Origin of the sequence: Enterobacter sp. SGAir0187 (assembly GCF_002952735.2) — a bacterium.
GTDB lineage: Bacteria > Pseudomonadota > Gammaproteobacteria > Enterobacterales > Enterobacteriaceae > Enterobacter > Enterobacter quasiroggenkampii.
In genome coordinates, this window is sequence record NZ_CP025034.2 from 2,442,952 (window position 1) to 2,467,616 (window position 24,665).

Annotated in this window: 22 protein-coding genes; 12 read left to right on the forward strand and 10 right to left on the reverse strand. The window is 56.5% G+C overall.

Going from position 1 to position 24,665, the window contains the following annotated elements; translation table 11 throughout:
- Position 1: 1 nt before the first annotated feature.
- Positions 2-862 (forward strand): L-ribulose-5-phosphate 3-epimerase, encoded by an 861-nt coding sequence (locus tag CWR52_RS11710; RefSeq protein ID WP_104949726.1) that lies wholly within the window; start codon positions 2-4, stop codon positions 860-862.
- Positions 856-1,551 carry an L-ribulose-5-phosphate 4-epimerase gene (araD, locus tag CWR52_RS11715; protein WP_048028083.1) on the forward strand — a complete coding sequence of 232 codons (696 nt, stop codon included), beginning with the start codon at positions 856-858 and terminating at the stop codon, positions 1,549-1,551. The genes CWR52_RS11710 and araD overlap by 7 nt, the downstream gene beginning before the upstream one ends.
- On the opposite strand, the gene CWR52_RS11720 is transcribed toward araD, so the two are convergent.
- A complete protein-coding gene (locus tag CWR52_RS11720) occupies positions 1,552-2,361 on the reverse strand; it encodes a helix-turn-helix domain-containing protein (RefSeq protein WP_104949727.1) in 810 nt (269 codons plus the stop codon).
- A 225-nt stretch (positions 2,362-2,586) separates the two neighbouring features.
- On the opposite strand from CWR52_RS11720, the gene CWR52_RS11725 reads away from it, so the two are divergent.
- Positions 2,587-3,987: an MFS transporter gene (locus CWR52_RS11725; protein ID WP_104949728.1), complete on the forward strand. Its 1,401-nt coding sequence runs from the start codon at positions 2,587-2,589 to the stop codon at positions 3,985-3,987.
- 10 nt (positions 3,988-3,997) lie between these two features.
- Positions 3,998-5,947, forward strand: coding sequence for a glycoside hydrolase family 127 protein (locus tag CWR52_RS11730; protein WP_104949729.1), 1,950 nt, complete (start codon positions 3,998-4,000; stop codon positions 5,945-5,947).
- 55 nt (positions 5,948-6,002) lie between these two features.
- On the opposite strand, the gene CWR52_RS11735 is transcribed toward CWR52_RS11730, so the two are convergent.
- From CWR52_RS11735 to CWR52_RS11745, 3 genes are all read right to left on the reverse strand, one after another.
- The gene (locus CWR52_RS11735; protein WP_104949730.1) at positions 6,003-6,407 is read right to left on the reverse strand and encodes a type II toxin-antitoxin system HicB family antitoxin; all 405 of its coding nucleotides are present in this window, start codon (positions 6,405-6,407) and stop codon (positions 6,003-6,005) included.
- A 14-nt stretch (positions 6,408-6,421) separates the two neighbouring features.
- Positions 6,422-6,607 (reverse strand): type II toxin-antitoxin system HicA family toxin, encoded by a 186-nt coding sequence (locus tag CWR52_RS11740; protein ID WP_104949731.1) that lies wholly within the window; start codon positions 6,605-6,607, stop codon positions 6,422-6,424.
- Between the two features lie 209 nt (positions 6,608-6,816).
- Positions 6,817-7,557 (reverse strand): MipA/OmpV family protein, encoded by a 741-nt coding sequence (locus CWR52_RS11745; RefSeq protein ID WP_104949732.1) that lies wholly within the window; start codon positions 7,555-7,557, stop codon positions 6,817-6,819.
- Positions 7,558-7,674: 117 nt separating this feature from the next.
- On the opposite strand from CWR52_RS11745, the gene CWR52_RS11750 reads away from it, so the two are divergent.
- The gene (locus CWR52_RS11750) at positions 7,675-8,640 is read left to right on the forward strand and encodes a LysR family transcriptional regulator (RefSeq protein ID WP_104949733.1); all 966 of its coding nucleotides are present in this window, start codon (positions 7,675-7,677) and stop codon (positions 8,638-8,640) included.
- Here the strand turns inward: CWR52_RS11750 and aldB are convergent.
- From aldB to CWR52_RS11780, 6 genes are all read right to left on the reverse strand, one after another.
- Positions 8,637-10,175 (reverse strand): aldehyde dehydrogenase AldB, encoded by a 1,539-nt coding sequence (aldB, locus tag CWR52_RS11755; protein WP_104949734.1) that lies wholly within the window; start codon positions 10,173-10,175, stop codon positions 8,637-8,639. The two genes, CWR52_RS11750 and aldB, sit on opposite strands and share 4 nt — an antisense overlap.
- An 86-nt stretch (positions 10,176-10,261) precedes the next feature.
- Positions 10,262-12,109 (reverse strand): selenocysteine-specific translation elongation factor, encoded by a 1,848-nt coding sequence (gene selB / locus CWR52_RS11760; protein WP_104949735.1) that lies wholly within the window; start codon positions 12,107-12,109, stop codon positions 10,262-10,264.
- On the reverse strand, positions 12,106-13,491 hold the full coding sequence (selA, locus tag CWR52_RS11765; RefSeq protein WP_104949736.1) for an L-seryl-tRNA(Sec) selenium transferase: 1,386 nt from the start codon (positions 13,489-13,491) through the stop codon (positions 12,106-12,108). The genes selB and selA overlap by 4 nt, the downstream gene beginning before the upstream one ends.
- 103 nt (positions 13,492-13,594) lie before the next feature.
- Complete coding sequence (locus CWR52_RS11770) at positions 13,595-14,203, reverse strand: glutathione S-transferase (protein ID WP_104949737.1); 609 nt, start codon at positions 14,201-14,203, stop codon at positions 13,595-13,597.
- 90 nt (positions 14,204-14,293) lie between these two features.
- Positions 14,294-15,430 (reverse strand): HlyD family secretion protein, encoded by a 1,137-nt coding sequence (locus tag CWR52_RS11775; RefSeq protein WP_104949738.1) that lies wholly within the window; start codon positions 15,428-15,430, stop codon positions 14,294-14,296.
- A gap of 2 nt (positions 15,431-15,432) precedes the next feature.
- Entirely contained in the window at positions 15,433-15,789 is a 357-nt protein-coding gene (locus CWR52_RS11780) for a DUF3302 domain-containing protein (protein ID WP_104949739.1), read from the reverse strand.
- A 657-nt stretch (positions 15,790-16,446) separates the two neighbouring features.
- Between CWR52_RS11780 and CWR52_RS11785 the strand changes: the two genes are divergently transcribed.
- The 7 genes from CWR52_RS11785 to lldD all read left to right on the forward strand — a co-directional run bounded on the left by CWR52_RS11785 (position 16,447) and on the right by lldD (position 24,492).
- Positions 16,447-18,354: a PTS mannitol transporter subunit IICBA gene (locus CWR52_RS11785; RefSeq protein WP_104949740.1), complete on the forward strand. Its 1,908-nt coding sequence runs from the start codon at positions 16,447-16,449 to the stop codon at positions 18,352-18,354.
- Positions 18,355-18,454: 100 nt separating this feature from the next.
- On the forward strand, positions 18,455-19,603 hold the full coding sequence (mtlD, locus tag CWR52_RS11790) for a mannitol-1-phosphate 5-dehydrogenase (RefSeq protein ID WP_104949741.1): 1,149 nt from the start codon (positions 18,455-18,457) through the stop codon (positions 19,601-19,603).
- Positions 19,600-20,190, forward strand: coding sequence for a mannitol operon repressor MtlR (mtlR, locus tag CWR52_RS11795; RefSeq protein WP_104949742.1), 591 nt, complete (start codon positions 19,600-19,602; stop codon positions 20,188-20,190). Before mtlD ends, mtlR begins: the two co-directional genes overlap by 4 nt.
- A gap of 58 nt (positions 20,191-20,248) precedes the next feature.
- Complete coding sequence (locus tag CWR52_RS11800; RefSeq protein WP_021242435.1) at positions 20,249-20,611, forward strand: YibL family ribosome-associated protein; 363 nt, start codon at positions 20,249-20,251, stop codon at positions 20,609-20,611.
- Positions 20,612-20,882: 271 nt separating this feature from the next.
- Positions 20,883-22,538 (forward strand): L-lactate permease, encoded by a 1,656-nt coding sequence (gene lldP, locus CWR52_RS11805; RefSeq protein ID WP_104949743.1) that lies wholly within the window; start codon positions 20,883-20,885, stop codon positions 22,536-22,538.
- The gene (gene lldR, locus CWR52_RS11810; RefSeq protein ID WP_023294814.1) at positions 22,535-23,308 is read left to right on the forward strand and encodes a transcriptional regulator LldR; all 774 of its coding nucleotides are present in this window, start codon (positions 22,535-22,537) and stop codon (positions 23,306-23,308) included. The genes lldP and lldR overlap by 4 nt, the downstream gene beginning before the upstream one ends.
- Positions 23,305-24,492, forward strand: coding sequence for a quinone-dependent L-lactate dehydrogenase (gene lldD, locus CWR52_RS11815; RefSeq protein WP_023334042.1), 1,188 nt, complete (start codon positions 23,305-23,307; stop codon positions 24,490-24,492). The genes lldR and lldD overlap by 4 nt, the downstream gene beginning before the upstream one ends.
- Positions 24,493-24,665: the final 173 nt, after the last annotated feature.

The following is a 24,665-nucleotide window of genomic DNA, read 5'->3' on the forward strand; positions in this document are numbered from 1 at the left end:
CATGCGTCAGCATCCGTTAGGTATTTATGAAAAAGCGCTGCCAAAAGATCTCTCCTGGCCCGAGCGACTGGTACTGGCGAAAAGCTGCGGGTTCGATTTTGTCGAGATGTCTGTCGATGAAACCGACGAGCGATTATCACGCCTCGACTGGAGCACCACGCAGCGCACCTCTCTGGTGGAAGCGATGCTGGAAACCGGCGTGGCGATCCCCTCTATGTGCTTGTCTGCCCACCGTCGTTTCCCGTTTGGCAGCCGCGATGAAACCGTGCGCGAACGCGCCCGTGAGATCATGAGCAAAGCCATCAGGCTGGCGCGTGATTTGGGCATTCGTACCATCCAGCTTGCCGGGTATGACGTCTATTACGAAGCGCATGACGAGGGGACGCAACAGCGCTTTGCCGATGGGCTGGCGTGGGCCGTAGAGCAGGCCGCCGCCGCACAGGTGATGCTGGCGGTGGAGATCATGGACACCGCGTTTATGAACTCCATCAGCAAATGGAAAAAGTGGGACGACATGCTCGCCTCACCGTGGTTCAGCGTTTATCCGGACGTTGGCAACCTGAGCGCGTGGGGTAACGACGTCACCGCCGAGCTGACGCTGGGCATTGACCGCATTGCGGCTATTCACCTGAAAGATACCCAACCCGTCACCGCACAAAGCCCAGGGCAGTTCCGCGATGTACCGTTTGGCGAGGGCTGCGTCGATTTCGTTGGCGTGTTTAACACGCTGCATCAACTGAACTATCGCGGCGCATTTCTGATTGAAATGTGGACCGAAAAAGCAAAAGAGCCGGTGCTGGAGATTATCCAGGCGCGCCGCTGGATTGAAGCCCGTATGCAGGAAGGAGGCATGACATGCTAGACGAACTTAAAGCCGAGGTACTGGCAGCAAACCTGGCGCTGCCCGCCCACCAGCTGGTGACGTTTACCTGGGGCAATGTCAGCGCAGTGGACCGCAAAAGCGGCATGATGGTCATTAAACCGTCCGGTGTGGAATACGACGTCATGACGGCGGAGGATATGGTGGTGGTGAATATCGCCACGGGCCAGGTTATTGAGGGGAATAAAAAACCCTCTTCAGACACGCCTACCCATCTTGCGCTGTATCGTCGTTACCCGGAGATTGGCGGTATCGTGCATACCCATTCGCGCCACGCCACTATCTGGTCCCAGGCGGGGCTGGATTTACCGGCCTGGGGAACCACGCACGCGGACTATTTCTACGGGACCATCCCCTGCACGCGCCTGATGACCACGGCAGAGATTGCAGGGGAATACGAATACCAGACGGGTGAAGTGATCATCAAAACCTTCGAGGAGCGCGATCTTAGCCCGATGCAGATCCCGGCGGTGCTGGTCCACTCCCACGGTCCGTTCGCCTGGGGTAAAGACGCAGCCGATGCGGTTCACAATGCCGTGGTGCTGGAAGAGTGCGCCTATATGGGCCTGTTCTCTCGCCAGCTCGCGCCACAGCTTCCGGTTATGCAGCAGGAACTGCTCGACAAGCATTATCTGCGCAAGCATGGAGCGAATGCCTATTACGGGCAGTGATCACCCGGAATTAATGTGTTCCTTGCAGTACCGCCGTTTCCAGACGGCGGGGGTTAACCCGGTATGCTTCGAAAAGATCTGCCGAAAATAGCCCACGTCATTAAAACCACACCGCGTTGCCACTTCGGTGAGCGATGCAGAGTCATTCAGCAACAATTTTTCTGCCGCCCTGACGCGCTGGCGATGTATCGCCTCCGTCAGGGTTAAATGGAAGGTCCGGCGAAACACGCGCCCCAGATAATCCGCATTACAGTGCAATGCTTTTGCCAGTTGCGAGGTAGAAAGCGGCAAATGGAACTGCGTGCGAATAAGCTGCTTCGCCTTCCACGCCATTGCTGCACCGGCTTCATCTGCGTTGTCTTCATAGCCTGGCGAAAGGGAAATTTGCTGCAAAATCAGTAATAAAATGATTTCCAGCGCCACGCTTCGCTGTAATTTCTCCTGCTCGCTCAGGAACTGGCGAAAAAGAGAAATCACATACTGGGCATCCCTCACACGGCAGTGTTGTTCGATTGCCAGATTGGGTAATCGGGGCGGGTGATGCTCAACCTCAAAATGCAGCCAGTAAAACTTCAGATCGGCGGGAAAGTCGCCGACGCCTACATGTCGCCTGCCAGGCCAAAGCAGCAAACTCTCGCCCGCCTTCACGTCAAATACCGTATTTTCTTCCTGGATCGTTAACGTCCCTTTTTCGACAAAAATAATCTCCCACGATGTTAATTTACGCGCAGGATGGCGGCCCACACCCCGGGAAATAAACAACCCACCGTTTTGAACCTTAACCGGAAACGCTATGGATAATTCAAGCATTTATATTCACCATTTCGCTTTTAATGCCGCCATTATTAAATGCATCCATTGATTATTAATAAATAATGGCCCGACGGCCCGATCGGAATCACATTTTTATCATCAGGTCGGAATCGTCATCTTTTTATACTTTTCCCTTCCCTTGTTGGCCTCCCCATTCAGTGCAGAATAATCAGGTACCTTGCACAAATACGATAATAAATTCGATTACCGAGGAGTTACCCGATGACTTCCACACCGATTACAGAGTCTGACGTTACACAACAGGCGATAAATGACCGTTTGTCCGTGCGCGAAAAAATTGGCTACGGCCTGGGCGACGCGGGCGGTACGGTGATTACCTGCCTGATCATGAATTTTCTGACCTTTTTCTATACCGATATTTTTGGTCTGACGCCTGCGCTCGTGGGTACGCTCTTTATTGCCCTGCGCGTATTTGACGCTATTTCCGATCCGGTCATGGGCATTATTGCCGACCGCACGCAGAGCCGCTGGGGGCGCTTTCGCCCATGGCAGCTGTGGGTCGCCTTCCCGATCGGAGTTATCGGCGTGCTGACCTTCACCGTTCCCGAGGCCAGCATGGGCGTGAAAATCGCCTGGGCATTCGGGACCTATCTGCTGCTGTCCGTCGGCTATACCGCCATCAACGTTCCCTACTGCGCGCTAATTAATACCATGACCACCCGCCATAACGAGGTGATCTCCTGCCAGTCCTGGCGCTTCGTACTTTGCGGTGTGGCGGGATTTTTGGTCTCCGTAGGTCTGCCGTGGCTCGTCGCTGAATTGGGCCAGGGAGATGCTGCCAAAGGCTATCAGCTTGGCGTCGGCGTCCTGTGCGCCATTGCCGTGGTGATGTTCCTGTGCTGCTTCTTCTGGGTACGCGAGCGTGTCCCGCTGGCGCTGATGGGCAAATTCACCCTGCGGGAGCATCTGGCCGGACTACGTAAAAATGATCAGTTGCTGCTGATGCTGGTGATGTCGTTCCTGCTGATCAACGTTTTCAACATTCGCGGCGGCGGATACATGTACTTTATCACCTACGTACTGCAGGGCAGCACCGCCTATACCTCGCTGTTTTTCACGATGGTGACCTTTGCGGCCATTCTGGGGGCGGTCATCGTCAACCCGCTGTCGCGCCGTATTGATACCGTCAAACTCTACTACTACACCAACCTGGTGCTCGCCGCTCTTGCGCTGGGAATGTGGTTTCTGCCAGGAGGCCCGGCGCACCAGACGCTCTGGCTGATCGTCATTTTAAGCAACGGTGTGATCCTGGGCTTCACCCTGCCGCTGCACTTCTCGCTGATGGCCTTTGCCGACGACTACGGCGAATGGAAAACCGGGGTGCGCTCATCGGGCATGAACTTCGCCTTCAACCTGTTTTTCATCAAGCTCGCGTGGGCCTCCAGCGCCGGGATCATCAGCCTGGTGTTTATCGCCGTCGCGTACCAGCCGGGCACGGGCAATCAGACACAGGCTTCGCTGCAGGGCATCACCGCCATGGAGACCCTGCTCCCCGCCCTTTTCCATCTGCTACTGGCCGTTTCCATCCGCTGGTGCAAACTCAACAACCCAATGATGTCGCGCATTGCCACCGACCTGCGCCAGCGTCACGTACCGTCCTGAGGAGAACGCTATGTCCATAATGGAACCCGACCTGCACAAGCTGAAAATTAACGATCCGTTTCTCGGGCAGTATCAACGACTGGTCCGTGAAGTGGTGATCCCCTACCAGTGGGATGCGCTAAACGACCGCGTGACGGAAGCCGAACCCAGCCACGCCATTAGCAACTTCCGCATTGCTGCAGGTCTGGAGCAGGGTGAATTCTACGGTATGGTGTTTCAGGACAGCGACGTGGCGAAATGGCTGGAAGCCGTGGCGTGGTCGCTGTGCCAGAAGCCTGATGCTGAACTGGAGAAAACCGCCGACGAGGTGATTGAGCTGGTCGCGGCGGCGCAGTGTGAGGATGGCTATCTCAACACCTACTTTACGGTAAAAGCGCCTGAGGAGCGCTGGACCAATCTGGCCGAATGCCACGAGCTCTACTGCGCCGGACATATGATTGAAGCGGGCGTGGCGTATTTTCAGGGGACCGGAAAACGCCGCCTGCTGGACGTGGTCTGCAGGCTGGCGGACCATATCGACAGCGTGTTTGGCCCCGGTGAAAACCAGCTGCACGGTTACCCGGGCCATCCGGAAATCGAGCTGGCGCTGATGCGACTTTATGACGTTACGCAGGCGCCCCGGTACCTTAATCTGGCGAAATACTTTATCGAAACGCGCGGCACCCAGCCTCACTTCTACGATATCGAATACGAGAAGCGCGGCAGAACGTCGTACTGGAATACCTATGGCCCGGCGTGGATGGTCAGGGACAAAGCCTACAGCCAGGCGCATCAGCCGCTTGCCGAGCAACAAACGGCCACCGGCCACGCCGTACGTTTTGTCTATCTGATGGCGGGCATGGCGCATCTGGCACGCCTGAGCCATGACGAGGGTAAACGGCGGGACTGCCTGCGGCTGTGGAAAAATATGGCGCAGCGCCAGCTGTACATTACCGGTGGAATCGGCTCGCAAAGCAGCGGCGAGGCGTTCAGCAGCGATTACGATCTGCCCAACGATACGGTGTACGCCGAAAGCTGTGCCTCCATCGGCCTGATGATGTTTGCCCGCCGGATGCTGGAAATGGAGGCCGACGGCCACTACGCCGACGTAATGGAGCGCGCGCTATACAACACGGTGCTGGGCGGCATGGCGCTGGACGGTAAGCACTTCTTCTATGTGAACCCGCTGGAAGTCCATCCGAAAACCCTGGCGTTCAACCATATCTACGATCACGTGAAACCCGTCCGCCAGCGCTGGTTTGGCTGCGCCTGTTGCCCGCCGAATATCGCCCGCGTGCTGACGTCGCTGGGGCATTATATTTATACCGTTCGCCAGGATGCGCTTTTTATTAACCTCTACGTCGGCAACGATGTCGTCATTCCGGTTGGCGATGAAACCCTGGCGCTGCGGATCGGCGGTAATTATCCGTGGCAGGAAGCGGTGAAAATCGAGATCGTCTCACCTTCGCCAGTGAAACATACCCTGGCCCTGCGCCTGCCGGACTGGTGCACGGCGCCTGAGGTATCGTTGAACGGTGAAGACGCTGCCGGTGAAATTTCACGGGGATATCTATACCTGACCCGAAACTGGCAAGAAGGGGATGTCGTCACGCTGACGCTACCGATGCCGGTTCGCCGGGTGTATGGAAACCCGCAGGTACGCCAGCAGGCGGGAAAAGTCGCGCTACAGCGCGGGCCGCTGGTTTACTGTCTGGAAGAAGCGGATAACGGCACCAATCTGCATAACCTTTCCTTGCCGCCTGACAGCACGTTCCGGGTCTTTGAAGGTAAAGGCATTTTCGCGCACAAGATGCTGATACAGGCAGAGGGGACGGGCTGTTATACGAAGAACACTGATGCGCTGTGGCACTATGACCGCCCGCCGGTACAACGTCAGCCTCAGACGCTAACCTTTATTCCGTGGTTCAGTTGGGCGAACCGGGGAGAAGGGGAAATGCGGATCTGGGTGGATGAAGGTTGAATTTCTGCGGCCTGTTGCCCTCACTTCATCCCTCTCCCACGGGAGAGGGCAAACGCTATGGCAGCACGCGACGTGCTGCCTCGGCCAGAAATGCGCTTCGATTACCGAACTGAGGATGCTCGCTGACAAAGGAATCAATCTTTACCAGCAAACGTCGAGGCATCGTGATGTTGATACGCTCGGCCCTCCCGTCGAACTGCTTCATATTAATATCCACCAACAGCCATTGCCCGCCAGTGAAATCCTCAGGACGACTTTCCAGATGCGCTTCCACATTCCCCGAAAGAGGCAGTGCATCATCCATTTCAAACAGCGCTTCGAAGTGCGCTGTTAGCGCATCACGTGCATCCTGAAAAGCGTCGTCCAGGGAATCACCTGCAAAAAAACAGCCTGGAACGTCAGGGAAAAAGCCGCTGGCGCTACCGTCGGAGTCAGAATGTATATAAGCCGGATAAAACATAACTACTCCTGATATCAGTGTTTAATTCCCGCCTGTCGCCAAATCTGGGCGAGAGTGCCCGGTTTAATATCCTTCTTAGGATGTGGGACAGTAACCAGCCCTTTCTGTTCGGGATGGCGAAACTGATGATGGCTTCCTTTCGTTCTGACACATTTCCAGCCATGGCCGGTCAGAACAGTAATGACATCCGCACTTTTCACATCCCAATCCTTCCATGATTATACACATTATACACACCATCGCTATCGGGTCGAATCACATTAGCGCATAAGGAACATCAGTGCAGCCGTGTTTTGGCGGAACAGGAAGAAGCATCGAGAAAAGAAAAAGGAATACGTTGTATTGCAGATAAAAATGCAGGCGCGATCGTATGCCGGGTAAGGCGAAGCCGCCACCCGGCTTTACCGCATCAGAAACGCCAGGTCAGGCCGGTCATCAGCGCGAAGCTGTCGTCGCGGTCGATCATCGGGCTATTCTTCACGTCGTCAGGCAACACGGTGTAGAACGCGCTGGCATTGAGGTACAGCTTCTGGGTTAACTGATATTTAGCCGCCAGACCAACGTATGGCGTCCAGCTGTCGCCGGCGGTGTATTGATCCAGCCCGGAGCGGCGAGACTCGCTGCCGGATACGCCGTAGTAGTAGTCGTTATAGCTTTCGTCGCTGTAGAACACACCCACAGAAGGCGTCAGGGTCAGGCGATCCATTTTGATTGGACGGAAGTAAGATACTTCGCCGATCACGCCGCCGCTTTCATCCGTGGCATCACCAGAGACCGCCACTTTCAGCGACCCCCAGCTTTCGTGGCGGTAGTACGCACCGCCGAGGAAGGCGGACGCTTTACGCTCATCCAGCTGCTTCATCTGATGGTCGTCATTATCGTCAGGGTCGAAATGCAGCGGCATCCACGTTGCGGTCAGGCTTAATTCATTTTTTGCATCTTTCCACAGGACCCATCCGCCCGTGGTCTGGCGAACGTAGAAACGAACGCCTTCGTAGCTAATTAACGGTACCGCAGTCGTATTTTCGTTATAGCCTTTGTATGGAGACTCATTAAATACAGCCCCCGCTCCAAGTGAAAATTCACCGGCCATGGCAGACGTTGATGCAAATAACGTGGCAGCGATGAGTAAATTGTATTTAATAGTCATTCTATGTAATCCATTTAAATGCCAAACAAGCGAGGCGCATAATAATGGTTACAAAATTGCCAATGCAACGCTGCGGTTTATATAATATTATATATAAAATCATATAGATGGGTGTGCATGATGAGTACATTACAGCTAAAACCACGCGAATTAAAAATTATCTCCGTCATCGCCGCCACCCACAGCATTGGTGATGCCGCCGCCCTGCTGGGTATGGCGCAGGCCAACGTCAGTAAATATCTGTCTGATTTTGAAACGCGGGTTGGGCTCAAGGTTTTTGAGCGTACCACGCGACAGCTGGCCCTGACCCAGTTTGGTGAAGCATTACTCCCCTACGTGAATGCCACGCTGGATAAGAACAGCCAGCTCGTTAATTTCATTGCTGATTATAAGCATGAAAAGCGCGGAAAAGTGACGATCTATGCCCCAACAGGTATCGTGACCTACCTCGCGCGACACGTGATCCATCAGATAGAAGACATCGGCGACATCCGCATCTCCCTGAAAACCTACAATCTGGACCGGAATGAATTTTCAGAAGGCGTTACCTTTCCGGATGACTGCGACATTTTAATTACCTATGCTCAGCCAAAAGACGAAAGTCTGGTTGCCAGCGTGCTGACACAATATTCCGTTACGGCCTTCGCAACCGTAGAATATTTAAATAAACATCCCTTAACCGGACCTGAAGATTTAATTAATCACTCCTGTATTCTCATTGACTCCATGCTGGTCGATGATGCCAACATCTGGCGTTTCCGCGTGCACGGCAGCGATGACGTGCATGACTACCGGGTGACCGGTAATTATATTTGCGACAATACGCAGACGGCCCTGGAGCTGGCCAGAAATAATCTGGGGATTGTTTTTGCACCAAAAGAGAGTCTGAAAAAAGAATTAACGAAAGGCCTGCTGGTCCCCTGCTTCCCGCATCAGGAGGAGTGGTGGCTCGATCTGACGGCCATCTTCCGCAAACGCGAATACCAGCCCTGGCGCGTGCAATACGTTCTGGATGGCGTCCTTAACTGCCTGCGCCAGCAAATTGCTCAGGCCGCCCACGGACGGCCTGAGCTGGGCGACTAGAACAGCCCCAGTGGCTTATCGGAATAGCTGACCAGCAGACATTTGGTCTGCTGGTAATGCTCCAGCATCATCTTGTGGGTTTCACGTCCGATGCCCGACTGCTTATAACCGCCAAAGGCCGCGTGCGCCGGATAGGCGTGGTAGCAGTTGGTCCAGACGCGCCCGGCCTGAATGCCGCGGCCCATTTTATAGGCCAGATTACCGTTGCGGCTCCAGACGCCTGCGCCCAGGCCATACGGCGTGTCGTTGGCAATCTCCAGCGCCTCCTCCATCGTTTTAAAGGTGGTCACGGCCAGCACCGGGCCGAAAATCTCCTCCTGGAAAACGCGCATGTTGTTCTGGCCGAAGAGGATCGTCGGCTCAAGGTAATAGCCGTCCTGCAGATCCCCTCCCAGTACCTTACGACGCCCGCCGGTCAGAATATCCGCCCCCTCTTTCTTGCCGATGTCGATGTAGTTGAGGATAGTCTCCAGCTGTCCGTGCGAGACCTGCGCCCCCATCTGCGTGACGTTATCGAGCGGATTACCGCTGCGGATAGACTCAACGCGGCGAATGGCCCGCTCCATAAAGCGCTCATAGATGGACTCCTGCACCAGCGCGCGGCTTGGGCAGGTGCAGACTTCGCCCTGGTTAAACGCAAACAGCGCAAACCCTTCCAGGGCTTTATCGAAGAAGGCATCCTCTTCCTCCATCACGTCCGCGAAGAAGATGTTCGGGGATTTCCCGCCCAGTTCCAGAGTCACCGGGATAATGTTCTGCGTGGCGTACTGCATGATCTGCTGGCCCACCTCCGTCGACCCAGTAAACGCCACTTTGGCGATACGTTTTGAGGTAGCCAGATATTCGCCTATCTCCCCGCCCGCGCCGTTTACTACGTTAATTACGCCCGGCGGCAGGAGATCACCAACGATTTCCATCAGCAGCAGCACCGAGAGCGGCGTCAGACGCGCCGGTTTGAGCACAATACAGTTTCCGGCCGCCAGCGCGGGCGCCATTTTCCAGCTCGCCATCAGCAGCGGGAAGTTCCACGGAATAATTTGGCCTACTACCCCCAGCGGTTCGTGGAAGTGATACGCCACGGTGTCGCTGTCGACTTCGCTGATCCCGCCCTCCTGAGCGCGAATACAGGAGGCAAAATAGCGGAAGTGGTCAATAGCCAGCGGCACGTCAGCCGCCATCGTTTCCCGGATCGGCTTGCCGTTATCCCAGGTTTCCGCCGTCGCCAGCAGCTCCAGATTCTGCTCCATCCGGTCGGCGATTTTGAACAGGAGCGCCGCCCGGTCCTGCACGGAGGTGTGAGCCCATTTATCTTTCGCTTTGTGCGCCGCATCCAGCGCCAGGTCGATATCACGCTTACCGGAGCTGGCAATCTCGCACAGCGGCTGGCCGGTAACCGGGGTCAGGTTGGGATAGTATTCGCCGTCGACGGGAGCGACCCAGTCGCCGCCAATAAAGTTGTCATAACGGGGCTTCAGCTTGAGGGGAAAACCATACTCGCCGGGCTGGATACGCGATGAGGGAGGATTGTTTGTCATGTCCGTCTCCTTGCTGTTGGTGTACAACAAGGGTAGTTCCGGTTGGCGATTTTCTCGCCAGCCGGTAACGGTGTTTACGACGGACGTCACGGAGTTTCAGGAAATAATAACGAATCGCGCAACAGATGATCGTTACCGCGACGGCGGGTAAAGCCGATGCGGTTGAAGTATTCCAGGATCTGGATCGCCAGCTTGCGCCCCACGTTCAGCCGATCGCGGAAATCCGCGGCGCAGGTCGAACCGCGCGCCAGATCCAGCTCGCGGATCAGGTTGGCAAACGCCACAATGCGATCGTTACGGTAGTAACGATCTTTCACGATCGCGACGATTAGCCCCTGCTGCGCCGCATGGCGCAATACCTGGCGCATCACCTGCTCGTCGGTGATGGTTTCGCGAGCCAGATCGCGAACCCACCACGGCTCATCGCCAAACAGCGGGGCTGCTTTTTGCCATATCGCCTCCTGATCTGCGGTGAACCCCGCCTTGTGATCCGGCAGGTGCAGCCAGCCGTGGTGGCTTTTAATCACCCCGCTTTCGCGCATGTTTTCAATCAGCAGCAGCACCAGCGCATCGTCTTCCATCGGCAGCGCCATGCGTCGCAGACGCTCACGGCCCGGGCCAGGCTCGTCCTGATGTTGTTCATGGTACGTCGCAAGCGTGTTCAGTATCTTACGCTGCCATTGCGCAGCAACCGGGGCATTGAGCAGGCTGTCTCCGGCCTGTATAAAGCCCGGCTCCTGGGTCAGCTGCCGTAAACCTTCCCCACTCAGCTGGCGTGCCCATGCAAAATCACGCAGACTTACCGCTCCGCGATCGAGGTGCACCCGCAGCGCGACGTTATCATCGCTGGCCTGCGCCAGCGCGGCCAGCCACTGCAGATATTCAGGTTTACGCTTGCCGCGTCGAGGTGGGTTAAGCGCCACCACGCGCGCGCCCGCCAGCGTTTCCCTTGCAGAAATGTCACGCAGTACCAGACGATCGTTCTCTGCCAGCCAGAGCGGCGAATCGAATACCAGTTCGGCAAGGTCGTTTTCCAGCAGCGACACGCGCCCGGTGATATGGCTGGCCGCGTGGTGAATATGCAGCGGCTGCCACTGGGTCAGCGGCATGTGTGTCTGCAGGGAGACAATCACGCGTTCAGACGGCTCCGGCGGGGCATCGGCCAGCAGCCAGTCTCCGCGGTTCAGCTGCTCTTTTTCCGCATCCCCGGCAATGTTCAGCGCGATACGCTGCCCGGCATGAGCGCGGTCAGCGGGCTGGTTTTGTGCGTGCAACCCGCGCACGCGCATCGGTTTATTCACGCCCGTCAGCCAGAGGGTATCTCCCACGCTGACTTCACCGCTCAGCGCGGTGCCGGTTACGACCAGCCCCGCACCTTTTACGGTAAACGCCCGGTCGATCGCCAGACGGAAACGATGATGGCTGGCGTGGTCGCGTGATGAAAGGTGCTGCAAATGGTGGCGAAGTTCGTCGATACCCCGCCCTTCTGTCGCCACGGTGACAAAAAGTGATGCGTCGGCAAAACCATACTCCCGCAGGGTCGCCTGGACCGTTTCGCGCACCTCGCTGATGCGCGCATCATCCACGCGATCGGCTTTGGTCAGCGCCACGGTCAACTGCGGGTTGCCGGTTAGCTGCAGGATCGCCAGATGCTCGCGGGTTTGCGCCATCACGCCGTCATCGCAGGCCACCACCAGCAGAGCATGATCGATGCCGCCCACGCCCGCCAGCATGTTGGACAGAAACTTTTCATGTCCCGGCACATCAATAAAGCCCAGCACGCGACCATCAGGCTGGGGCCAGTAGGCATAGCCCAGATCGATGGTCATGCCGCGCTTTTTCTCTTCCGGCAGGCGATCGGCGTTTACGCCGGTAATGGCCTGCAGTAACGTGGTTTTTCCGTGGTCGACGTGACCGGCGGTGGCAATAATCATTTCAACAACATCTCCAGAAATCGCTCTTCATCTTCAAGGCAGCGCAGATCCAGCCACATTCGGCCGTCGTAAATCCGCCCGATAACCGGCGTCGAGAGACCGCGCCAGCGCGACGACAGGGCATCAAGCTGGCTGCCGCGCCCGTCACGCGGCGTGAACGTCAGCGCCTCACTCTGCAGCCTGTCCACCGGCAGAGAACCGCTGCCAATCTGCGACTGGCAGGGCTCAATACGAACGTCAAAATCGGGGTAGCGCGGAGCGACGCGCGGCAGCAGCAGTTCGGCCTGGGCGCGAATCGAGGCGGCATCGCGGCTTAACAGGCGCAGCGTGGGCAGGCGGTCGGCCAGTTTTTCCGGGTGGAGATAGAGGCGCAGCGTCGCCTCCAGCGCGGCAAGCGTCATTTTATCGGCGCGCAGGGCGCGCTTAAGCGGATGCTGCTGCAGCTGCGCAATCAGCTCGCGCTTGCCGACGATAATTCCGGCCTGCGGCCCGCCCAGCAGTTTGTCGCCGGAAAAACTGACCAGGCTAACGCCCGCCGCAATCATCTCCTGCGGCATCGGCTCTTTTGGCAGCCCGTACAGGCTCAGATCCACCAGCGAGCCGCTGCCGAGATCGGCAATCACCGGTATATTCAGTTCGCGCCCAATCGCCGCCAGCTCCGCCTCGTCAACCGTTTTGGTGAAGCCTTCAATATGGTAATTGCTGGTGTGAACCTTCATCAACAGGGCGGTATTTTCATTCACAGCCGCGCGATAGTCTTTCGCATGGGTACGGTTTGTCGTGCCCACCTCATGCAGCGTGCAGCCCGCCTGGCGCATCACGTCCGGAATACGAAACGCCCCGCCAATCTCCACCAGCTCGCCGCGAGACACCACCACCTCTTTGCCACTGGCGGTGGCCGCCAGCATCAGCAGCACCGCGGCGGCGTTATTATTCACAATGCAGGCATCTTCCGCGCCGGTCAGCTGACACAGCAGCTCCGCCAGCGCGCGGTCGCGGTGCCCGCGCCCGGCACCGTCCAGATCGTACTCCAGCGTCACGGGCGTTCGCATGGCCTGCACGACCGCGGCAACGGCCTCTTCCGCCTGCTGCGCGCGCCCCAGGTTGGTATGCAGCACGGTACCCGACAGGTTTATCACCGGGCGTAACGCGCTTTGCGCCTTCTCATCCAGCCGCTGTTCAACTTCCTGCTCCCACCCAGTACACCAGTCTGGCAAGGCGTTTTCTGCCTGAATCGCGCAGCGGGCTTCGTCCTGAAGCAGGCGTAACATTTCCACCGTCGCGGTATGGCCGAAACGCTCAACAACAGCATGAATGCGGGGTTCGCGAAGAAGACGGTCGGTAGCGGGGATCTGGCTGTACAGCGAATGATGAGTAGTCATGAAAGCGCCTGGCGAGTAAATATCTTCCCCCCTCCCGACGGGAGAGGGAGTTAACATGTGAGGGGATTGTACCGCCTCCGACGGCGAAGTGTTATAACCCGCGTCAAGCCTTTGGCGTTTCGGTACGGGCAAAGCTCTCGCGGCTAAACAGCGTGTCTGCAAGCTTCACCAGCAGCGGACGGTCGACGCACCAGCCCGGGGAGACGCGGCGGAAGTTGAGATAACCAATCGCGCAGGCGATGGCGATGGTCCCCAGGTTCAGGCTGTCGGTGGCGATCTTACCCTCCCGGATTAGCTGTTCGCATCTGTCCAGGCTGCGGCTGATTTTTTCCCGCTGGCGTAACAGTTCCGTTTCCGACTGCTGGGCGGCGGGCCTTGCCTGTTCCCGTACGGAGGTTAACGCCGCATCCATAATGCCATCGGCCAGGGCTTCAACCTGCTTCACCGCCAGCGCCGCTTTTGGGTCTGCTGGCAGCATTGCCGGGGCAACGCCCAGCAGCTCGATATACTCCGCAATAATCGGGGAATCAAACCAGTATTCGCCCTCGTCCGTGACCAGCGCCGGGACTTTCCCCAGCGGGTTGTACTGCGCGACGCCGTTTTCCGCGTTGTAGGGCTGTTCATTCACGAATTCAAATTCAATCCCCTTCTCCAGCAGGAGAATCGAGATTTTTCGCACGAAGGGACTGGTATAGCTGCCGATGAGTTTCATTGCCTGATCCTTGATGCCGGAAAAAAGTCAGTATGGATCAAGCGATGAAAAAAGGGCAGGTCTGCATGTCGCATTCCTGCCCTGGAAGGATTAGTGATCGAGGTAGAGGTAGTGCATCCAGCTGGTCATACGCAGCAGTACTTTACGCATAATCGAGACGTGGGCGAAGTGGTCCGAATAGACCGCCACCTGGGCAAAAATACCGTCTGGCAGCGCATCGACCTCCGCGTTAGGGTTCAGCTCAATGATGGCCTGCACACCATCACTACCCGGAGTGACCGTCAGCGACTGCAGCGCGCCCTGCGCCTGATAGGTTCCCCCTGGCACCACCGGCAGAATACTGGTGAGCTTCCCGGAGAACACCTGGCCCGGTAGCGCATTAAACACCACTTCCGCTTCATCGCCTGGCTTCAGACGCAGCAGCGAGTTCTGGCGGAACTGGGCCACAATCTGACGCTTCTGTTCAGGGATAAAGACCATTACCGGACGCAAAGGCAGCGCGGCGGCATAGGTTCCCGGACGAATCAGTACCTGAGTGATATAACCATTGCTCGGCGCACGCACTACGGTCTGGTCCAGGTTATATTTGGCTTCGGCAAGCTGGGCGCGTAAGGAGGCAATCTGCGACTGTTCACCGTTCACCATGCTGTCTAACTGGCTTTGGATCTGCACCTGTTCAGCCACGGAGCCTTTCACCAGCGCATCCTGTGCCAGATAGTTCTGCCGCGCGTTGTCGATATCGCTTTCAGAGAACGGATTCACCTTCGCCTGGCTACCTTTCAGGTAGCGCTGATAATCTTTATAGAGGCGATCGCGTTCAGCGGAGACGCGCGTGGTATTGGCAACGGCTTCCGCCAGCTGCGCCTTCAGATTATCGATATTGTGCGTCGCGGTCACCAGGTCGGCCTGAAGTCTGTCGACGCGCGCCTGATAGCGGCCCGGATCCAGTTTAAATAACACTTCGCCTTTTTTAATTAGCTGATTATTTTTATCGGTCACTTCGCTGACCACCCCGGTCACCTGCGGCGTGATTGGAATAGAAATAACCGCTTTTTGCGCCGTAAAGGTATACGGGTGGTTATAGTTCATTAGCAGAATAAGTCCTGCAACAATAAATACGCCGCCTAATGTTGCGGTGGCAAGCGTCCACTGGTTGACCGGAATTCGGAATATTTTAAAGATAGCCCAGGCAAATGCCACGTAGGTCAAAATAATCAACAGATCCATGATTAGTGCTCCAGCGTGTTCTTATCTGCGGCAGGCTTTACCGCGGCCAGCTTTTGTTCGAGTTCCGCCACGCGTTTGGCGAGCGCATCCATGCCCGGGACCTCATCAGGCTTTGTGATATGGTTTTGCATGCCCCAGCCGCGATCCTCGCGGTACAGCGTGGCCCAAATCCACAGGAATGGCCAGATGGCATGAAGCGTAAACAGGCTAATCCAGCCAGCCGTATGAATGGCATCGGCATGCGGATGGTTACGCTTTTTGGCCATATTATAAGGAATATCATGGATGGCGATGATTCCGTAAAAGAGAACCAGAAATACAAAAATCAATACGCCCAGCGCAAAATAGTTGAGAAACATATTCTCCTCACTTAAACAACGTCAACTCATTAAATTAATAAAACGGTACGCAACCTAATTAATTTTTTATAAACACGGGGTTGTGCTTACTATTTCCGAGCCGGGGAGTATCGGTTTTTATAATATCTCCATGCAAGTTTATAAGCGTGTCAAAATATATCCTGAATAATAATAGACTTAACCTTACAATATGAGCGTAATTCACCTTTTAACTTTTCGCCATACCACACATGAAAAGTGGTTTTTTAGCTTATCGTGTCGTGCCATATCATCCTGGCGCTGAATCGCGAAGCAGAGTTTGCCGCCGATCACAGCCGGAGAAATCCGCATAAAAATATTTTGTGAAATCAGTCACAATCCAGAAACAAACCCACCAGAACAAAACGTGACAAAAATCACATAAAAGGGTGGATTTTGCTTTTTTTGTCGCCATTGTATTTTTTTTGCCCGCAGATTTTGTGATTGAGATCACTCCATTGATATCCCTACCCCCTATCTTTACGTGACACACATCACACAAATTTTCCCTGTCTGGACAGTTGAACGATTCAGTGCCAGATTTCACAGCATCAGAACAGGGTCCGGCTACCTCTGCCGCCTCATTAACAATAAACCTCGGGCCGCAAGCCTAAGCGTAAACAGAAGAAGGGGTGTTTTATGTCATCCGATTTCAAGATCAAAGTTCAAAGCTTTGGTCGTTTCCTCAGCAACATGGTGATGCCAAATATCGGCGCGTTTATCGCGTGGGGTATCATCACCGCATTGTTCATTCCGACAGGGTGGTTGCCTAACGAAACGCTGGCGAAACTTGTTGGCCCAATGATTACCTATCTCCTGCCGCTGCTCATCGGTTTCACCGGGGGTCGTCTGGTGGGCGGTGACCGTGGTGGCGTCGTGGGTGCTATCACAACCATGGGTGTTATCGTCGGTGCGGATATGCCGATGTTCCTCGGTGCGATGATTGCCGGTCCTCTGGGCGGCTGGGCGATTAAGAAATTCGACATCTGGGTTGATGGTAAGATCAAATCCGGCTTCGAAATGCTGGTGAACAACTTCTCTGCGGGCATCATCGGGATGATCCTCGCCATTCTGGCGTTCCTCGGCATTGGTCCTGCGGTTGAAGTGCTGTCCAAAATTCTGGCGGCAGGCGTTAACTTCATGGTGGCGCACGAGATGCTGCCGCTGGCGTCTATCTTCGTTGAACCGGCGAAAATCCTGTTCCTTAACAACGCCATCAACCACGGCATCTTCTCGCCGCTGGGTATCCAGCAGTCTCACGATCTCGGCAAGTCTATCTTCTTCCTGATTGAAGCTAACCCGGGTCCCGGTATGGGCGTTCTGCTGGCGTACATCTTCTTTGGCCGTGGCAGCGCTAAACAGTCTGCTGGCGGCGCGGCGATCATTCACTTCCTGGGCGGTATCCACGAAATTTACTTCCCTTACGTGCTGATGAACCCACGTCTGATCCTGGCCGTTATCCTCGGCGGTATGACCGGTGTGTTCACCCTGAGCGTGCTGGGCGGCGGTCTGGTTTCTCCGGCCTCTCCGGGTTCTATCCTGGCGGTACTGGCGATGACGCCAAAAGGCGCTTACTTCGCGAACCTCGCGGCGATCTTTGCGGCAATGGCCGTCTCCTTCGTGGTCTCTTCTATCCTGCTGAAAACCAGCAAAGTGAAAGAAGATGATGACATCGAAGCCGCAACCCGTCGTATGCACGACATGAAAGCCGAATCCAAAGGCGCGACGCCACTGGCAGCCGGTGATGTCTCTAACGACCTGAGCCACGTGCGTAAAATCATCGTTGCCTGCGACGCCGGTATGGGTTCCAGCGCAATGGGTGCAGGCGTGCTGCGTAAGAAAGTGCAGGATGCGGGCCTGACCAACATCTCCGTGACCAACAGCGCCATTAACAGCCTGCCGCCGGATGTTGACCTGGTTATCACGCACCGCGATCTGACCGAACGCGCCATGCGTCAGGTACCACAGGCACAGCACATTTCGCTGACCAACTTCCTCGACAGCGGCCTGTACACCAGCCTGACCGAACGTCTGGTTGCCGCGCAGCGTCACGAAGACAACGAAGTGAAAGTGCGCTCCAGCCTGCAGGACAGCTTTGACGAGAGCAACGCCCACCTGTTTAAGCTGGGTGCGGAAAACATCTTCCTCGGTCGTACCGCAGCCACCAAAGAAGAAGCGATTCGCTTTGCCGGTGAGCAGCTGGTGAAAGGCGGCTACGTTCAGCCTGAATATGTCGACGCGATGCTGGAACGCGAAAAACTGACGCCAACCTACCTGGGCGAATCCATCGCGGTGCCGCACGGTACGGTTGAAGCGAAAGATCGCGTCCTGAAAACCGGCGTCGTATTCTGTCAGTATCCGCAGGGCGTGCGCTTCGGTGAAGAAGAAGACGACATCGCCCGTCTGGTGATTGGTATCGCCGCTCGCAACAACGAGCACATTCAGGTGATTACCAGCCTGACCAACGCGCTGGATGATGAAACGGTTATTGAGCGTCTGGCCAACACCACCAGCGTTGAAGAAGTGCTGGCTCTGCTTAACAAATAACGGTACTCCTCCCTCTCCCCCCGGGGAGAGGGCTAGGGTGAGGGGAAAACGTTCCTCACCCCAGCCCTCTCGGGTAAAAACATTGATGAAGGTTAATACTATGAAAGCATTACATTTTGGCGCAGGTAATATCGGTCGTGGTTTTATCGGTAAACTGCTGGCAGACGCGGGCATTACCCTGACATTCGCCGATGTGAATCAGGTCGTCCTGGATGCCCTGAATGCCCGTCATAGCTATCAGGTCCATGTGGTGGGCGAAAACGAGCAGGTTGAGACGGTGTCCGGCGTCAACGCGGTCAACAGCATCGGCGACGATGTTATTGACCTTATCGCCAGCGTCGATCTGGTTACCACCGCCGTGGGTCCGGTTGTGCTTGAGCGCATCGCCCCTGCGGTCGCGAAAGGCCTGGCAAAACGTAAAGCGCAGGGTATCGATACCCCGCTGAACATCATCGCCTGTGAAAACATGGTGCGCGGTACCACGCAGCTGAAAGGCCACGTGCTCAACGCTGTGGCAGACGAAGACAAAGCCTGGGTTGAAGCACACGTGGGTTTTGTGGATTCCGCCGTGGATCGCATCGTTCCGCCTTCCGAATCCGCGACCAACGACCCGCTGGAAGTGACCGTTGAAACCTTCAGCGAGTGGATTGTTGATAAAACCCAGTTTAAAGGCGCGCTGCCGACCATTCCGGGAATGGAATTAACCGATAACCTGATGGCATTTGTCGAACGCAAACTCTTCACGCTGAACACCGGGCATGCTATAACCGCGTACCTCGGAAAATTGGCCGGTCATCAGACCATTCGTGACGCGATCCTCGATGAGAAGATCCGCGCGGTGGTAAAAGGGGCAATGGAAGAGAGCGGCGCGGTGCTGATTAAACGCTACGGTTTTGATGCGGAAAAACACGCAGCATACATCCAGAAAATCCTCGGTCGCTTTGAAAACCCGTATCTGAAAGATGACGTTGAGCGCGTGGGCCGCCAGCCGCTGCGTAAGCTGAGCGCGGGCGACCGCCTGATTAAGCCGCTGCTGGGCACGCTGGAATACGGCCTGCCGCACGCCAACCTTGTGAAAGGGATTGCCGCCGCGATGCACTACCGCAGCGAGCAGGACCCGCAGGCGCAGGAACTGGCTCAGCTGATTGATACCCAGGGCGCGCAGGCTGCGCTGGCGCAGATTTCCGGTCTGGACGCCAACAGCGACGTGGTTGTGGAGGCGGTTAACGCATACAACGCAACCAAATGATGCAGAATGCGGCGCAGGTTAGCCTGCGCCCGGATAACAGATTGTCAGATATGCAGGCAATAATGGAACAAACCCAGGCCTTTGAAAATCGTGTGCTTGAGCGTCTGAATGCTGGCAAAACCGTACGAAGTTTCCTGATTGCCGCCGTTGAGCTGTTAACCGAGGCGGTGAATATCCTGGTGCTTCAGGTGTTTCGCAAAGACGACTACGCGGTAAAATATGCTGTAGAACCGTTACTGGACGGAGACGGACCGCTGGGCGATTTATCCGTTCGTCTGAAGCTGATTTATGGTCTTGGCGTGCTGAACCGACAAGAGTATGAAGATGCGGAGCTGCTAATGGCGCTGCGCGAAGAACTCAATCATGACGGTAATGAATACACCTTTACCGACGATGAAATCCTGGGGCCGTTCGGCGAGCTGCACTGCGTCACCGCGCTTCCTCCGGCACCGCAGTTTGATAACAGCGACGCGGAGCTTTACGCGATGCAAAAGCTGCGTTATCAACAGGTTGTCCGTTCCACAATGGTTCTCTCCCTGACTGAGCTGATTTCCCGAATCAGCTTAAAAAAAGCGTTTCAGAAGTAAGCCTGCTCACATTGGTGTATCCTTCCCTGTAAATTCCCCGTTTTCAGAGTTATTTGTCATGAAAGAAGTCGAAAAGAACGAAATTAAACGCCTGAGCGACCGCCTGGATCTCATCCGCCACCAGATGGCGGGCCTGTCACTGGTCGAGTCCGCCGAGAAGTATGCCGAACTTGAAAAAGAGACCGCGAAGCTGGAAGCAGAGATCGAGCGCCTGCGCGAAGTCAAAGGCCAGAAGCTGAGCAAAGAAGCGCAGAAGCTGATGAACATGCCGCACCGTCGTGCGATCACCAAAAAAGAGCAGGCCGACATGGGCAAGCTGAAGAAAAGCGTCCGTGGTCTGGTGGTGGTTCACCCGATGACCGAGCTTGGCCGCGAAATGGGCCTGAAAGAGATGACGGGTTTTTGTAAGACGGCGTTCTGATTTCATGCCGGGTGGCGCTGCGCTTACCCGGCCTACTCTTTTCCCCTTCGTGTGAATTGGTCCAACCAATAGCGCAACCAATCCTCCCCCGGTTCACAATTCCATTATTTCTGCTCACAAAACTATTGCTAGCTCATAACATCTGATTAACCATTCATTGTCATTAACCCTACAACACAATATTGGCAGGACCACTTTTACACAGACTGTGACGCAGAGATGAGCGGAGACTCACCCGCAGCGCAGTCTGTCTGGTCCCCAGGAGACCTGCATGAGCCTCTGGCAACAAAACTACGACCCGGCCGGCAATATCTGGCTGTCGAGCCTGATCGCATCGCTTCCGATCCTGTTCTTCTTCTTTGCGCTGATTAAGCTCAAGCTGAAGGGCTACCTTGCCGCGACGTACACCGTCGCCATCGCCCTGCTGGTGGCGCTGTTCTTCTACAAAATGCCGGTCGATCGCGCGCTGGCCTCCGTCGTCTACGGTTTCTTCTACGGCCTGTGGCCGATTGCGTGGATCATCATCGCGGCGGTCTTTGTCTATAAAATCTCGGTGAAAACCGGGCAGTTCGATATTATCCGCTCGTCGATTCTCTCCATTACGCCGGACCAGCGCCTGCAGATGCTGATTGTCGGCTTCTCCTTTGGGGCGTTTCTGGAAGGCGCGGCAGGCTTTGGCGCACCGGTGGCGATCACCGCCGCGCTGCTGGTGGGCCTGGGCTTTAACCCGCTGTATGCCGCAGGCCTGTGCCTGATTGTGAACACCGCACCGGTGGCGTTTGGTGCAATGGGTATTCCGATTCTGGTTGCGGGCCAGGTGACCGGCCTGGACAGCTTTGAGATTGGCCAGATGGTGGGTCGCCAGCTGCCGTTCCTGACCATTATCGTCCTGTTCTGGATCATGGCGATTATGGACGGCTGGCGCGGCGTGAAGGAGACCTGGCCTGCGGTGATGGTGGCGGGCGGTTCGTTCGCGATTGCCCAGTACCTCAGCTCGAACTTCCTTGGCCCGGAACTGCCGGACATCATCTCTTCGCTGGTGTCTCTGGTCTGCCTGACGCTGTTCCTGAAACGCTGGCAGCCGGTGCGTATTTTCCGCTTCGCCGACATGGGCGCCTCGCAGGTTGATCAAACCCTGGCGCGTACGGGCTATACGGCAGGACAGGTGATCCGCGCCTGGTCGCCGTTCCTGTTCCTGACCGCAACGGTCACCCTGTGGAGCATCCCGCCGTTTAAAGCCCTGTTTGCCCCGGGCGGCGCGCTGTACGACATGGTGATTAACGTTTCGGTACCGTTCCTCGACAAGATGGTCGCCCGTATGCCGCCGGTGGTGCACGCCGCCACGCCGTATGCCGCAGTCTATAAATTCGACTGGTTCTCCGCCACCGGGACCGCCATCCTGTTTGCCGCTATTCTTTCCGTGGTGTGGCTGCGCATGAAGCCTGCGGCTGCGGTGCAGACTTTTGCGGCGACCGTTAAAGAGCTGATGCTGCCGATCTACTCCATCGGCATGGTGCTGGCGTTCGCGTTTATCTCGAACTACTCCGGTCTGTCATCGACGCTGGCACTGGCGCTGGCCCATACCAGCCACGCCTTCACCTTCTTCTCGCCGTTCCTCGGCTGGCTGGGGGTGTTCCTGACCGGTTCCGATACCTCGTCTAACGCCCTGTTTGCCGCGCTGCAGGCCACGGCGGCCCAGCAGATTGGCGTGTCTGACGTCCTGCTGGTGGCCGCAAATACCACCGGCGGCGTGACCGGGAAAATGATCTCCCCACAATCCATCGCCATTGCCTGTGCGGCGGTGGGACTGGTCGGTAAAGAGTCGGATCTGTTCCGCTTTACCGTGAAACACAGCCTGATATTCACCAGCATGGTCGGGGTGATCACCACCCTGCAGGCCTATGTCTTAACCTGGATGATCCCATGATAGTGATGCCCAGACGCCTGTCCGACGAGATTGCCTCTCGCGTGCGGGCGCTGATTGAAGAACAACAGCTGGAAGCGGGCATGAAGTTGCCCGCCGAACGCCAGCTCGCCGCCCAGCTTGGCGTGTCGCGCAATTCACTGCGCGAGGCGCTGGCAACGCTGGTCAGCGAAGGGGTGCTGGTAAGCCGTCGTGGCGGTGGCACCTTTGTACGCTGGCAGCATGACGACTGGTCCGAGCAAAACATCGTTCAGCCACTGAAAACGCTGATGGAGAACGACCCGGACTACAGCTTCGACATCCTTGAAGCGCGTCACGCCATCGAAACCAGTACCGCCTGGCACGCGGCTATGCGGGCAACCGACGCCGACAAAGAGAAACTCATCGCCTGCTTTGAGGCCACGCAAAGCAGCGACCCGGACATCGCCTCCCAGGCGGACGTGCGTTTTCACCTGGCGATTGCCGAGGCGTCGCACAACGTCGTGCTGCTCCAGACCATGCGTGGGTTCTTCGATCTGCTGCAATCCTCCGTGAAGCAGAGCCGCCAGCGCATGTATCTGGTTCCGCCGGTGTTTGCCCAGCTGACCGAACAACACGAGGCGGTGCTCAACGCCATTCTGGCCGGTGATGCCGAAGCCGCACGCAAAGCGATGATGGCGCATCTCGGTTTCGTACACACCACGATTAAACGATTCGATGAAGACCAGGCCCGACAGGCGCGTATTACCCGTCTGCCTGGCGACAGTGATATTTCCAGGGAGAACAAAGCATGATTATTTCAGCAGCCAGTGACTATCGCGCCGCGGCGCAGCGCATTTTGCCCCCGTTCCTGTTCCACTATATCGACGGCGGAGCGTATGCCGAATACACCCTGCGCCGCAACGTGGAGGATCTGTCGGAGGTGGCTCTGCGCCAGCGCGTGCTGAAGAATATGTCTGACCTGAGCCTTGAGACGAAACTGTTTAACGAAACGCTTTCCATGCCGGTGGCGCTCGCGCCTGTGGGCCTGTGCGGTATGTATGCCCGCCGTGGCGAAGTGCAGGCGGCCGCGGCGGCGGATGCCAAAGGCATTCCGTTTACCCTTTCCACCGTGTCCGTCTGCCCGATTGAAGAAGTCGCCCCGACTATCAAGCGGCCAATGTGGTTCCAGCTGTACGTCCTGCGCGATCGCGGCTTTATGCGTAACGCGCTCGAGCGCGCTAAAGCGGCGGGCTGCTCCACGCTGGTCTTTACCGTTGATATGCCGACCCCCGGCGCGCGCTACCGCGATGCGCACTCCGGCATGAGCGGCCCAAATGCGGCGCTCCGTCGCTACTGGCAGGCGGTAACCCATCCACAGTGGGCGTGGGACGTCGGCCTGAACGGTCGTCCACACGATCTGGGGAATATCTCGGCGTATCTGGGCAAACCGACCGGGCTGGAAGATTACATCGGCTGGCTGGCGAATAACTTCGATCCGTCCATCTCCTGGAAAGACCTGGAGTGGATCCGCGAATTCTGGGATGGCCCGATGGTGATCAAGGGGATCCTCGACCCGGAAGATGCTCGCGATGCGGTCCGCTTTGGCGCAGACGGGATTGTGGTCTCTAACCACGGCGGACGCCAGCTTGACGGGGTGCTCTCCTCCGCCCGCGCCCTGCCGGCCATTGCCGATGCGGTGAAAGGCGATATCGCCATCCTGGCCGACAGCGGCATCCGCAACGGGCTGGACGTGGTGCGCATGATTGCGCTGGGTGCCGACAGCGTGCTGCTGGGACGCGCGTATCTGTACGCCCTGGCGACAGCGGGCCAGGCGGGCGTGGCGAATCTGCTTAACCTGATCGAAAAAGAGATGAAGGTGGCGATGACGCTGACCGGTGCGAAAACCATTAGCGAAATCAGTAAGGATTCCCTGGTGCAGGAGTTAAGCAAATTACCGGCAGCGCTGGCTCCGCTTGCTCAGGGAAACGCGGCCTGAATCCCCCCTCGTTAACACCTCTTTCTCATGCGTCCGATCTCCCCCTCGGGCGCTTTTTTATGCCAAAAATAACATCCAGATAACATATTGGATAAGAAAATTTGACATATACATGCCGTCCGCAATTGTATAGACAAGCAAAGACAAGAACACAAAAACAACATCACATCAGA